The sequence below is a fragment of the Sedimentibacter sp. B4 genome (assembly GCF_000309315.1).
Classification (GTDB): Bacteria; Bacillota; Clostridia; order Tissierellales; family Sedimentibacteraceae; genus Sedimentibacter; species Sedimentibacter saalensis.
Map to the genome: position 1 here is coordinate 1 of NZ_CANG01000013.1, position 14,412 is coordinate 14,412.

Here is a 14,412-nt window from a genome sequence, read left to right on the forward strand (position 1 = left end):
GAACTTTCCTAATATATAAAAAACGAAGTTTGCATAACAAACTTCGTTTTAATTTTATATATCAATATCCAACAAATATGAACTTAAGCTTTTCCCATGTTTATCCAAAGCGAGAGATCTGGTAACACCGCCCCCAAGAGCGTCATACATTACGAAATTCATTGCTCCTAACTGAGGCAGTTCATATCTTACAACTTCACCTTTGACAATTTCTTTGAACCATTGTTTTACTACTTCCGGTGTTACTTTTTCCTTCAATAATTCATAGTCTTTTATATCATATGCTATAAGAGAAACATTTGAAATATTGCCTTTATCACCAGTTCTTGAATGCGCTATCTCCCATAACTTCATTATAATACCTCCTTGTATATTACCTTAGCTTCTACATCATTTCTGTTGATTAATACTGAAGCTACCGATACAATTTCACTAACTGTCTTAGTGGCTCCGCCACCTCCGGCAGGTCCGTTTGTATACAACGTTTCAACCTCATTACCTATCTGGACTGCATCATACTTTGTCTTTGTTCTGGCAGCAATTCTCAGTCTTATTTCTTCCGGAGTCTGATATACTCTGTTTTGATTTTTATAAATGCTATTTATTCCAATGAAATCTATTTTTATTTCATCATATTTTACATTTGTCAACTCAAGCTTTTTTCAACTATCTCTGCAGCAAGCTTTGCTCTTTCTAAGCAGCCTGGACCGCCGTAAGATATTTCTCCTTCGCCAATGAAGCAATCTTTGTATCCTAGACTTGCCTTCAATGTTTGAGGTTTTGCTCTACCAGTTGCACCCTTAACTTCAACAACATCTTTTGCTATGTCTATAAATGTAACATTTGAGAAGTCTGCTATGCAGTCTGGAGTCAAATATTCTTTAGGATTGTGAATTTCATATATCATCTGCTCTATACAAGTGTCCTTGTTGACTACTCCGCCTGAACCTTCAACTTTAGTTATGATAAAATCACCGTTCTCGCTAACCTCAATTAATGGAAATCCCAGCTCCCACAGTCTTTCAACATCTTTTTTTCCTGGTTCCGCATAGTATCCACCAGCAGACTGGCCTCCACATTCAAGCAGATGACCAACTAATGTACCCTTACCCATCAGGTCATAGTTATTTATATCCCAGCCGAATTCATATACCAGTGGTGCCAGAAACAATGCAGGGTCTGATACTCTTCCGGTTACAATAATGTCAGCACCATTTTTCAGCGCTTCAACTATTCCATCTATGCCCATGTAGACGTTGGCAGAAACAACTTCACCGTCCAGCTCAGAAAGTGGCTTGCCTGTCTCCCAGACTGTTGCATCCTGATATTTATTAAGCTGATTGAAGAAATCATCGCCATAAACTCCTGCAACCTTTAATCCTTTCAGTCCTTTTTCTTCAGCCATTTTGCATATTACATCAACTGCGCTCTGAGGATTGGCAGCCCCCATATTTGTAATAACTTTAATTTTATTTTTATATGCCAATGGAAGCACTTTATCCATTCTGTGTTCAAGAAGTCCATTATAACCTTTTTTAGGATCCATTAACTTTTGCTGCTGTGCAATTGCTATTGTTCTTTCAGCCAGGCACTCAAAACTAATGTAATCAAGATTTCCCCTTTCCATGAGCTCTAAGGCTGGTTCAAGCCTATCGCCTGCATATCCGGCTCCGCTTCCTACTCTTATCTTTTTCATTATTATATCCTTTCTAATTTGCTCAACGCATTAAGTATAGAAAATAAAATCTTGAGCATTTTTATTGTATCAATTTAATATATTAGAGTGCTATTACTCCGATGGCTATAGATACTATAAGCATTACAATTGTAACCAGCCATGCTAGCGGAATAGTTTTCTTCTGATGATCTCCAAGGTCTACCCCTGTCAATCCTACCAAAAGGAATGTTGCTGCTGTCAATGGGCTTATTGGGAAACCTGTTGTCATTTGTCCTATTATTGATGCTCTTCCCACCATTAACGGATCTATGCCAAATTGATTTGCTGCACTGGAAAGAACAGGCAATACTCCAAAATAAAATGAATCAGGATCAAACAACAAACTTAACGGCATTGAGGCAATACCTACTATAAGCGGAATAAATCTACCCATGGCAGTTGGTATAAGATTAACAATAGTTTCAGACATAGCAGTTATCATTTCAGAACCTTTCATTATTCCTGTAAATGCTCCGGCTGCAAATAATACACTTGCCATCATCAATGCTTCTTTTGCATGAGCATCAATTAATTCTCTTTGCAACTTAACATTTGGATAGTTGATAACTATGGCTATACAAAATGCAAACATGAATGTTACCTGTGGCGGCAATAAATTTGATATCATTACAGCAATAGCAGCAACAATTAAAATTATATTTACAAGAAATAACTTAGGTCTTTTCAAACTTAATTTTTTCTCATCTACTTCTTTATTCATCCCGTTCAGATCAAGATTGTCCAAATTGGCTATGCTAATTTCGCCAATTCTTTTCTTTTCTCTTTTACCAAGAAAGACTGCAATAACAAGGACAGTAATCAAACCTGCCAAAAGAGGCACCAGCATAGGATTAAACAGCTCATTTATTGGAGCATTTAAAGATGTGGCTGCTCTTATGGTAGGACCGCCCCAAGGCACCATGTTCATTGTACCTGCAGCAAGTGCTACAACAGTTGCCAGCGTAACTCTGCTAATTCCTACAGCATCATATAAAGGAAGAAGAGCTGGAATTGTTATTATAAATGTTACTGCTCCTGAACCGTCAAGATGTACGCACATTGCTAAAATTGCTGTACCAACTGCAATTTTAACCGGATCACTTCCAACCAACTTGAGTATTTTTTGTATTATTGGATCAAATGTTCCTGCATCACTAAGTATTCCAAAGAATAATATTGCAAATATAAACATGACTCCTGTTGGGGATATAGTCTTTATTCCATCAGTAATAAACGTTCCAACATCTTTAAATCCAAAACCACCGATAAAAGCCATTATGCTGGGTACAGCAATTAGAGCAACCGTCGGTGATAACTTTTTTGTCATTACGACAACAAGTAAAAGTATAACTGATAAAAAACCTAAAACTGCTAACATATTTTCCTCCAAAAATAATTTATTTTTTTACAATAAACATATATGCAAAACCAATGCCAAAAAAATATATAATTTTATATTGAAAATTCAACAATTAAATATTATCATCATTTATCGTTTCTAATATTTTAGAAATTTATTAAATCACATTGATAATCTTTTGTCAATAATTGTTAAACAGAAAGCAATTCTATCGATTTCTAATATTTTAGAAATAATTTCTAAAATATTAGAAACAAAAAAATATTCCTTACCGGAATACTCAGACTATTGACCCGTAGGGGCGGACCTCGTGTCCGCCCGGAGCTATTAATTCAAAAAAGTTGTTATGTGCGGGAGAGCACAAGGCTCTCCCCTACGAACTTAGATTTCAAGATCAACGACAATTGCCAATATTAATTAATATAAATTACTTAGTCATGAACCTGAATATTCCTTACGAAATACTTTTTTATTTATTTTAATTTGTTGTAAAGAGTAGCAAGAGAAATGCCAAGAGCTTTCGCAGCATTTCTTTTTCCATCAATGTCATTTCCAAACAATTTTAACGCCTTATTTACTTCCTGCTTTTCTAATTCTTGTATTTTATTGCTTAATCTATCTATTTTTACTTCAACATCCTTTTGAGAATACTGTATCCTTGTGGGGAGATGATTTACTTTTATTTCATTTCCATCCATCATGTTAACTGCAAACTCTATAGTATTTTTTAGCTCCCTTATATTCCCCGGCCAATCATAATTGTATAATAAAGATTCAGTATCTTTACTTAAAATTATGTCCATTTTCAAATCGTTTTTGTGACTCATTAAATAATGATTCACAAGAGGCAGTATATCTCCTCTTCTTTCTCTCAATGGCGGTATATTGATGGGAAAAACAGATATTCTGTAATATAAATCCTGCCTGAACTTACCTTCATTAATCAAGTCCTCTAATTTTTTATTTGTGGCTGCTATGACCCTTGTATTTATATTTATTTCATTTATGCTGCCTATTCGTCTTATTGTGCCTTCCTGCAATGTTCTTAACAGCCTAGTCTGAACTTCCATATCCATTTCAGAAATTTCATCTAAAAATATGGTTCCGTTTTTAGCTGCTTCAAATAAACCCATTTTACCTTCGCGTTTTGCTCCTGTAAATGAGCCCTCATCATATCCAAATAGTTCGCTGTCCAGTAAACTTCCTTGAAAAGAAGCGCAGTTTACTGCTATAAACGGTCCGTCTAATCTGTTTGATTCATTATGTATGGCCTGTGCATACAATTCTTTTCCGGTACCGCTCTCCCCATAAATTAAAACTGTAATATCTTTTTTTGCTATTTTTTTAATTGTGCTTTTAATCTGCAATGAATTTATATCTTGAGAAATTATGCTGCTTAGATTATATTTTGCCTTTTGTATGGCATTAATTTTATTTTCCAGTGTTTTCAATTTTGTTTTATATTTATCTATATCCTGGTACAATTTATATATGTCTTCAAGATTGCTTACAACAGAAACAGCACCTATAATTTCTGAATCTTCAAATATTGGAGACATGTTAACAGAATATTGAATTCCAAATTCTTCTCTTATTGCTCCAACAATTTGTTTTTTATCTTTTAATACATTATGAAGCCTTGCTCCTGGCCTCACATCTCTAAGACGCTTACCCACAATGTCATCATAAGCAACATGAGTAATTCTCGTATAGGAATAATTGATGTATTTCACAATTTCATCAGTATCTATAATTAAAATGCCATCATACAAATTATCAAATAATGTTTTAATCCAGCTATCCAACAACATATTATCACCATGTAATTTAATATTTTTCGTTTATTATAACATAGTTATACAAGTTTTAAAATAATCTTTTATTATTACAATTACTGTCTTTACATTATGGTTCATGGTATAAAAAGAACCGTGGCAGTAAGCCACAGTCCTATTTACTGATTTCTATAATTTTTTTGCAATAAAGACAATAAAAGCTTTGAATTCAATATTACTGAATTATTTGTCCTTATTTTATAGTTTTAACTTAAATCATTTTGATTATACATATTTTCTGTTTTCTTTTTGAATAATGGTTTAATTCCGCCGTTTTCTAAAATGTCCATTGTATAATCTGATATTTTCTGACCTTGCAGAGAAACTCCTGTAGTTTTATTTAGGACTACTCCGGTTTCAAGGTTAATTTCTAATGTATCTTCATCACTTACCTTTTCACTGATTCCTGGAACCATCATTAGAGGAATACCTAAATTAATAGCATTTCTAAAAAAAATTCTGGCAAATGATTCAGCAAGCACTACGCTGACACCAGTGTGCAGCAATGTAATAGCTGCATGTTCACGGCTTGAACCACATCCAAAGTTTGTACCGGCAACTACAATATCTCCTGGAGATACTCTCTCTACAAAAGTTGGATCCGCACCTTCTAAACAATGCTTTGCAATATCCGCAGGATTTACAAGTTCAACAAATCTTCCAGGATATATTTGGTCTGTATCAATATTTTTTCCGAAAACAAAAGCTTTCGCTGTTATTTCTTTACGCATTTTGTTCTGCCTCCTTAATTACTTCTCTGACGTCTGTAATATGGCCCTTCAGTGCTGCAGCTGCTACACTTGCAGGTGATGCAAGGTATATTTGTGCTCCTGTGCTTCCCATACGTCCTGGAAAGTTACGGTTTGTAGCAGTTATACATACTTCTTTATCGGCAATAAGACCTGCATGAGTTCCTAAACATGGTCCGCAGCCAGGGGCTGTAAATGTTGCCCCTGCTTCCAAAAGTGACTGTACATAACCATGTTTTATGGCATTTTGGTAAACTTCTGTTGATGCAGGTATAACAATCAACCTTGTATCCTGATGTATTTTTTTACCGTTAAGAATTTTATAAGCTTCTTTTATATCTTCTAATCTTCCTCCTGTGCAAGATCCGATGAAAGCCTGATCAACCTTAATCTTCTTAACATCTTCTACTTTGTACACATTGTCAACACTGTGGGGAACAGCAAGCTGAGGAGATAATTCGCTTACATCAAAAACATGAGTTTCTGAATACTCGAAGTCATCATCTGTTTCATGAATTTCAAAGTCATGAGTAGTTCTTTCACTCAGATATTTTAACACCTTGTCATTTGGCTTTATATAAGATGTTTTAGCCCCCATTTCTACTGCCATATTGCAGATTGTCATTCTTTCAGCAACTCCCAATTCATCAATATAGCTTCCTGAAAATTCTATGGCCTTGTATACTGCTGCATCTGCCTTTAGCTGTCCTAATATATAAAGAATAACATCTTTTGCGTAAACGCCGTTCTGAATCTTTCCATTTATTTCAATGTTTATTATTTCAGGTACTCTGAACCAAAGTTCACCTGAAATTAAAACTGTTGCCATATCCGTAGCTCCAAGACCTGTTCCAAATGCTCCAAAAGCTCCATGAGTAGTAGTATGGGAATCAGTTGCTACAAGAATCATCCCTGGCCAAACTACCCCTGCTTCCGGCATAACCTGATGACATACACCTTTATTTATATCAAAATGATATTTTAAATTTTGTTCCTTTATAAAAGCCCTCATCTCCTTATGATTTTGAGCTGTCTGTATAGTTGGAGCCGGAGAGTAATGATCGAAAACAAAGGCAATTTTTTCATTGTCCCAGACTTTCATGCCTCCCATTTCATAAAAAGAGTATATTGTTTGCAGGTAAAGATCGTTGATTTCAGCAAAATCTATTTTACAATTAACAACTTCACCTGTTTCTACCTTTGCCTTCCCAGCTGCCTTAGCTAAGATTTTTTCAATAGCATGCATTGATATTCCTCCATGTGATTAATAAATTAATAAATAAAAACATTTACACTTGTTATTCAGCAAAATACGTGCCAACTTTTAAAAGGGCTAAATTTGCTTATCTTTCAGTTTTTGGATGATTCAAAAATAAAAAAACTGTTACATAATGTAATTTTGTCAATTACATTATGTAACAGTTGAAATTTAATTTAAATTATAGTGATAATTATTTATAAGACGCCATAAATGCGTACGGCTTATTCCCAGTATTTCTGCTGCTAAAGTCTGATTGTTGTCACATTGGGATAAAATTTTTAAAATGTATTTCTTTTTAATATCTTCGAGGGTTTCTGCATTTTCATCAATGAAAAAATAGTTTTGTTCTGTAACTTGTTCCTGGTCCATCAATTCTTCTAAATCATTTTCTGTAATTATATCATCACAGAGCACTACAAGACTCTCAATAACATTTTCAAGTTCTCTTATGTTTCCAGGCCAGTCATAGATTTTTAATTTGTCTATGACCTTATTTGATAATTTTACATCTTTACTATATTTTGCAGAAATTTTATTTACAAAATATTTACTTAGCAAATCAATATCGCCATTTCTATTTCTTAAAGCAGGAATTTTTAGTTTTAAAATATTTAATCTGTAGTAAAGATCACTTCTAAATGCTCCTTGTTCTACCTGTTCAAGAAGATTTTTATTAGTAGCAGCAATAATACGTATATCTATTGGTATTACTTTTGTTGAACCGACGGGCCTTATTTCTCTTTCCTGCAGCACCCTCAACAACCTCGACTGCAACTCAATGTCAATTTCTGCGATTTCATCCAAAAAAATTGTTCCGCCATGCGCTTCAGCAAAGAGACCATTTTTTCCTGCTCTCCTGGCGCCGGTAAACGCACCTTCCTCATATCCGAAAAGCTCGCTTTCTAAAAGCGTCTTGGGTATGGCAGCACAGTTTACAGCCACAAATGGTCCGTTTTTTCTCGGACTTTCTTTATGTATGCTCTGTGCGAACATTTCCTTTCCTGTACCGCTTTCTCCTGTAATTAATATGGTACCATTGTTATCGGCATATTTTTTAGCTTTTTCTATAGCTTTTATCATTGCATCACTATTACCTATAATATCTGAAAAACTATACTTTGCAACATGACCTTTATCTAAAAGCTTAGCCCTGATTCTTTGCTCATATTCCTGTATTTTAGATATATCTTGAAAAGTTGCAACAGCTCCAACGGTTTTATCTTTTATGACAATAGGAAGTATGTTGGCAAGAACCTGAGTTTTTCCCATGAGTAAAATCTGCCCTAAAATAGGCTTATTTTCTTCCATAACTTCAATTAGTTTTGTATTGCTTGTTATCTCATTAATAGGTACTCCTATTACTTCTTTATTTTTAGTGTTCATTATCTTTCTGGCTGCTGAATTAAATGTAGTAATTTTTCCATCGCTGTCAATTGAAACAACACCTTCATTAATATATTGCAAAATTGATTTAAATCGTTCTGATTTCTCTTTTTCATTACGTGTTGCTCTTAAAATCCTTTTTGCTTCCTTAATACTTGTATCAATTGCTGCAGTGCTTGTTTCCAGAAAAACAGTTGGTATATTATATTCTAAAGCTAAGTTTTCAGCTAATGTTCCGCCTAGAATGGCATCAACTTTTTCGCCTGAGTTTACTAAATTCCTTATATATCGTTTCCCGTCTTCTTCGTTTTCCATTTGATAGGCATTTATGTTTATATCTAAAATCGGGCCAAGGATTTGAACCTGGTCTATTACATTTTTAAATCCAATGATATAAATATTCTTTCCGTACTTTTTTGCAATATTTATAGCATTAAACAGATCATATGGCGAAACCTTTATTTCAATTACCGGAATTGAAGGGACAGTTTTTTTAATAAGATTGGCAGTACCGCCTCTTGATATTATTACTTCTACACCGTTTTTTTCTGCTTCCTTAACTACTTCAGCAGCAGAATCAAGCAATGCCAGCTTGACCGTAACATCATCATAATTATCTGCTGCTTTTCTTGCTGTATATTCAATTTTAGTATGAGGTGCAACAATTAAAATTGGTTTCACAATATGCTCCTTTATCAATTCAGTTTAGTCACAATATATTTTTTATAACTACAAACAGATTATACCATTTTTTCAATGAGAACGGTCAATTTTCTACCATAAAGAGCAAAAAACAAAAATGAACATTGAATAATACAAGTATACGGCAATTTTCCTGGCTGTATACTTTAATTGTTCATTGTTCATCATTAATTGTTACAGTTTTCAGCGTCAGCAGCATACTTAATGAAGGGGACCACAAGGTGTAAATCCACTAAGTTAGATAACCTTTCAAACTAATCAAATAATAGAGAAAATTTCTCTTAACTCATTTTCAGTATATTCAAATTTTATTGAATTAGATTGCTGGTCATTAAAATAGACATTAATAATACTATTATCTTCTAAATAAACAGATACTGCTTTTAAAGTTTCATTAATATCAACCATCGAAAATTTTTCATTATTATACTCATAAATTTCTATAGATGTAGTAACCCCTCCAGGTACCGATGTAACAATTTCTTTAACCCCATCCTTATCTATGTCTAACTCCTGTGTATGGCCTTCTGTGTGTAAAAATAATTGTGGTACATTATTATCAATAAGGTAATAATTAGTTGGTGCATAATTTGCGCCCATAGCTCCTTGAATTTTCACCAGGCGTTTTTCGTAAATATCTAGTTCTTGTAACGAATACAAGTCATCTAAATTTCCAATCATAGACACTATTCCAAAATCATATATTTTGTTACCTATAATCACACCACCATGAAAGTTATCTGTATCTTCTTTATCAATAAAAATAATAAATTTATTATCACCAACATTGTGTTGTTTTAAAATCTCTTGAATTTTGTTTTCGTTTATTTCATTAATAGTATTTTCTATAATTACATCTTTAAATTGCAAAGGTACAACATTTTGCTTTTCTACAACAGGATGATTTGATATATCTTTTATTTTCAAATTCTGCTCACATGCAGTATTTGTAATTATAAGAGCGAAAGTTAATGTAGCAACTACTACTAATTTAATAAACTGCATAAAAATCTCTCCTAACTAATTTTATTCTATTAATTATATCATATAGCTCTCATAAAATATTTAAAGATATATACAATATCCTTTAAATTTTTTAAAAAAACACAGCATATACTTGCTGTGTTTTCATTTATTAACAATGGTTTAGCCATTAATTATGTCGTGATTTTATTGTATGGAGGCGGACCGCAAGGTGCAAATCCACGAAATCCTACCATAATTAATGTTATTATTGTTTTTTTCATTTTTAATTAATTTTTTGTGCTAATACCAGTAAGCATTTGGTATGTTACTAAAGCGAAATCATCAGTCATTCCATTATAATCTTCATATATAACTTATCTCTCTAAAAATAAATTAATAAAGCCAATTTTAAAAAGTGTGCACATCAATATGAAGAAAGCTAATATCTTTATGTTATTGTCTAATAGAATATGCAGAAAAAGAGGCTGCTGAATTGTAAAATTTTTTATTACTAATCAACAGCCATATTTTTTATTCAATATCTTAATTTGAATTTTATTCAATTTATTTCAATTCATTTTAATAATTAATGGTTGCAGTATTTGAATAATCTGAAGTTCCTGAATCGTTAGTTGCTGCAACTCTGTAAGAATATACATTGTTTCTAGTTACTGTTCTGTCGGTGTGGAATCTTGTGCCTGTATATATACTTGATCCAATACTGTATCCAATAACTCTATAGTTTCCACCGTTAACTGAACGTTCAATTTTAAAAGCTGTTTCATTTATGGAGTTATCCTGCCAAATAAGGCGAACTCCACCTGCTATTGTTCTTAGTGTCAAGTTTGTTGGAGCATTAGGAATCAGTTCCATATTTGTTGCAATTATAATCTCATTAGTAAAATCCGAATTCATAGTGACAGTTGGAAAATTAGAAAGAGTTTCATCACCTACTGTTACCCTGCTAAATATACGATAGTAATAATTATTCTTCGCATTTCCAACCACGTTTGTATATGTGGTTGTGCCAGCAGGGATTATTGCTATATCAGTCCACTGACCATTTAAATTTATTTTTCTTTGAACAATTTGAACAGCGCCATAAATATTGTCATAAGTCCAATTTAATATAACACGTCTGTTATTGCCATTACCCACAAGAGTGCCCGTTAAATTACTAGGAGGTTCCGGAGGTAATGCAAATGCAACTGAATGCATCATATCCATTTCTTCATGAGCTAAAATGTGACAATGATATACATATTCCCAACCGTAGTTGACTTTATGGTTTCTAACTTCATTGATTGGGTTTCCTAATGGATCAAACCAGCCATTAGGAGGAGGACCTTCTAATATTGCATTTTCTGGCATGGTTGGGTCAATTAAGCGAATGCTGTTTGGTACTTTAAACGGTATTTTTGAAAAATCAGGAATATTAGGCCTAAAAGCAATTATTGTGTGCTCTAAAGGATTTACCCTAAATGTTTCTTTCCACCCTAATTCGTTAGGGTCAGGCGGTATCATGGCTCCATCCCAAGCAACCCTGTTTATAAGCTGTGCTGAAAACAAGTGGGTGTGAATTGTGTGGGTATCTACTCCGTTGTGAGTAATCTTCCATATTTGGGTGCCATCATCTAATGAGCCTATGACAGTTGTATCTAAATCCTTTGTGCCTTTAATAACTTCTACAGGTGGACTGGCAAAGCCATATACAACAAATTGATTGAAATTAGAACTTGTAACGGGAAATTCTAATCCAAGCATACCGCTCATACGACCGTATCCTAAGTCATATACTTCGCCCATTTCGTCTTGTAAAGCCTTAGGTTCTATATTAAGTGGTACGGGGTCTAAAAGTGTGCCATCTTTGTTTATGGGCCGGAATGTTTTAGAAAATTCATGAAGCTGGACGTAAGCATCAGCTGCATCTTCTGGTAAATTATTAACATCATAAGCCGAATTATATGCAGCTTGAGGAATAATAATGGTGTCCTGACTTGTTTCAAAAACACCTTTTTTATTATCAATTCTTGATTTTTTAAATATATTTTTAATAAATCAAAATCATAAGCATCATCAGCAGGTGAATTACTAACCCTTATTTGCATTATAGTTCTTGTGTTAGGCCCTTTACCTATATCTGTTGGAGGTGCACCGCCTTCTGGTCTTAAGTCGTCATTTCCTGTATAATAATCATATCTCATGTCTGCTGCTGGAAATGCTGCAGGAGCATCATTGTATAAAATAAGTGTTTTGCCGGCATGTTGTGAGAAATCTACAATAACATCTGCTCTTTCTGCTGTTCCTAAAAGCAAGGAATGTTTATCTACATTTCCTGCATTAAATGTTGTAGCATTAAGGTTCCAAGTGATGGGCTGGTTTGGAATAATAACAGGTTCCGGCAAAAATCCGCCTTCTGTTCCTATTTGAATCCAACTTGGTCCCGCTAAAGCAGGATCTGGAATTCCTGGTGGCCAATCTGCTGGAATACCCGGTGTTCCGCAAACCTCTATCATTTTTACTTCAGTAGAATAACCTGTATCAGGCGAAATTTTAGTCTCATCAGCTTCATAAAGCTGCAAGTTAAAGAAACGGTCATCAGCAGCATTTAATATACGGAAACGGTATGCTTTTGGTTCTACATCTAAATATGGATATGCAGTACCGTTTACAATTGGAGTGTCCATAAACGCTTCACCCGGCATGGACGGGAAAGGCATTTGCGGTGTCATAGGCGGCTGATTTGGTGTGCTTACGGGATCGATATAATAAGGGTTTTCAGTTGGCGGGTTTTTAACATTTGTTGTAGGTGGCCAAAACCAAGGACCATACATCCAGCGACCATATGGGTTTACACCATCAGCAGCATATGGATTTTGTGCCGGGCTGTATACATGAGGATACCAAAGGTCACTTGTAGGATCGGTATTGTTTGTTCCCCATACCCAGGTAGGGTCAGTTATTGTTATTGTGTCTTTGTCAACAAATGTTTTGTCCTGAATTACTAAAGGAATACCAAGGCCCGGAAGAACTGTTTCTCCGTTTGGGTTCACTCCTGAAAAATTATCTCCATTAATTAAATCTTGTTCAACTTCGTCAGTTAAAATATATGGCGCTGCTTCCCCTGCATAAACATTTAGTCTAGTGATACCGTAGGAATGGTCATGATAAAACATCAGCCTTGCACTTTGTGCATTGGTATAGTATAAAGTTTGCATACCATTGTTAGAATTATCTTTGACATCCATATCAGGTACATTTTTGACACTGACACCCTGCGGATATGGAGTCATTTCATTAGCAGGTGTTATCCACTGATGAGGTGTGCCATCGCTAATCCACACTGTATTGTTCCCATGAAGATGAATATTAGCTCTGTTTTGGGTGTAATCCATTGGCATTGCATCATGTTCAAGTGGTCCCATGCCGGCACCCATAACTGTAGTATCAACTGGTATGAATAAATTTCCGTCAGTACCTATAGGAAGCAAATTATAAAATTTTATTCGTACAGTCTTGTTTTTATTAGCAACAATCATTGGTCCCATATAATGAGGGACATCCACTGCATAAGCAAAAGTTCCATCACCTTTTACAACTTGTGTTCCATTATAATATAAAGGGATTTTTTTGCCTTCAAATACATCTGTAGACAATTGAACATATCCTCTTAGGGTAGTTTTGGACAGATCTGAATGCATTTGTTCCTTAAATTCAACTACTGCAATTTCATAATAATCAGAATCTGAATACGTAGTTGTGTCTGCAACTGCAATTGGGATATATTGTCCTAAACCATTTTTATTAATTTCTTCTAAACCCGGGAGTTTATCAACAAATTTTCTGATTGGTTTTGTATATGCCCAGTTGGCAGTTTCAAAATAGTCTGGGATGGGATTTCCCATATTATTATTTACAAGTGTTTTAATACTCAATTATTTCACCTCTAAAATATTTCAATATATAACAAGCTTAATATAATTTAACAATTATTTGATATGATAATAGTTAAATAACTTAAGCATGTCTACAATATATTATGCATGTCTAATAATTTTGTTAAATAAAGGAAAAATTGTGGAATAGTATTTCTTCTCTATCAACACAACTGTCTCAACGTGTATTGTACCAGAAAACAAATATATTTCTAATAGTTATATCCTTGTATAAAAAAAAACACAACATTTCTGTCGTGGTTTTGAATGATGGAGGCGGTGGGTGTCGAACCCACGTCCGAAAATATTTCCAAAAGACTTTCTCCGAGTGCAGACGATAATTTTCATTTTGCAGAAGCTATCGCCTATCGTCAGGCTATAGTATCGGCTAGCTTCCATTGTTCAGCTTAAGGTCGAAGCCCCCTTAAGCAGTTCCCTGATTTAGATGATGCCCCGTTTTAGCCTACAGGCCGGCTAAACGGAACAAGCAGCTGCAATTAAGCA

Annotated in this window: 9 protein-coding genes, 1 other RNA gene and 1 pseudogene; all 11 read right to left on the reverse strand. The window is 34.2% G+C overall.

What is annotated here, in order from left to right; all coding sequences use genetic code 11:
• Window positions 1-54: 54 nt before the first annotated feature.
• A complete protein-coding gene (locus tag BN358_RS02535; protein WP_019227756.1) occupies window positions 55-354 on the reverse strand; it encodes a hypothetical protein in 300 nt (99 codons plus the stop codon).
• A pseudogene (locus tag BN358_RS02540) lies at window positions 354-1,696 on the reverse strand (acyclic terpene utilization AtuA family protein). Before BN358_RS02540 ends, BN358_RS02535 begins: the two are co-directional and overlap by 1 nt.
• An 82-nt stretch (window positions 1,697-1,778) precedes the next feature.
• The gene (locus BN358_RS02545; RefSeq protein ID WP_019227757.1) at window positions 1,779-3,095 is read right to left on the reverse strand and encodes a CitMHS family transporter; all 1,317 of its coding nucleotides are present in this window, start codon (window positions 3,093-3,095) and stop codon (window positions 1,779-1,781) included.
• A 455-nt stretch (window positions 3,096-3,550) separates the two neighbouring features.
• On the reverse strand, window positions 3,551-4,888 hold the full coding sequence (locus tag BN358_RS02550; protein ID WP_019227758.1) for a sigma-54-dependent Fis family transcriptional regulator: 1,338 nt from the start codon (window positions 4,886-4,888) through the stop codon (window positions 3,551-3,553).
• Between the two features lie 230 nt (window positions 4,889-5,118).
• Window positions 5,119-5,643, reverse strand: a complete 525-nt coding sequence (locus tag BN358_RS02555; protein WP_019227759.1) for a 3-isopropylmalate dehydratase small subunit — start codon at window positions 5,641-5,643, stop codon at window positions 5,119-5,121.
• Window positions 5,636-6,907: a 3-isopropylmalate dehydratase large subunit gene (locus BN358_RS02560; protein ID WP_019227760.1), complete on the reverse strand. Its 1,272-nt coding sequence runs from the start codon at window positions 6,905-6,907 to the stop codon at window positions 5,636-5,638. The genes BN358_RS02555 and BN358_RS02560 overlap by 8 nt, the downstream gene beginning before the upstream one ends.
• Before the next feature lie 183 nt (window positions 6,908-7,090).
• A complete protein-coding gene (locus BN358_RS02565) occupies window positions 7,091-8,986 on the reverse strand; it encodes a sigma-54-dependent Fis family transcriptional regulator (RefSeq protein ID WP_019227761.1) in 1,896 nt (631 codons plus the stop codon).
• 279 nt (window positions 8,987-9,265) lie between these two features.
• The gene (locus tag BN358_RS02570) at window positions 9,266-10,012 is read right to left on the reverse strand and encodes a hypothetical protein (protein WP_019227762.1); all 747 of its coding nucleotides are present in this window, start codon (window positions 10,010-10,012) and stop codon (window positions 9,266-9,268) included.
• A 540-nt stretch (window positions 10,013-10,552) separates the two neighbouring features.
• Complete coding sequence (locus tag BN358_RS22175; protein WP_083851482.1) at window positions 10,553-11,779, reverse strand: multicopper oxidase domain-containing protein; 1,227 nt, start codon at window positions 11,777-11,779, stop codon at window positions 10,553-10,555.
• A 65-nt stretch (window positions 11,780-11,844) separates the two neighbouring features.
• Window positions 11,845-13,908, reverse strand: coding sequence for a hypothetical protein (locus BN358_RS22180; RefSeq protein ID WP_051010959.1), 2,064 nt, complete (start codon window positions 13,906-13,908; stop codon window positions 11,845-11,847).
• Window positions 13,909-14,176: 268 nt separating this feature from the next.
• Window positions 14,177-14,412, reverse strand: a transfer-messenger RNA (tmRNA) gene (gene ssrA, locus BN358_RS22720); the annotation flags it as partial.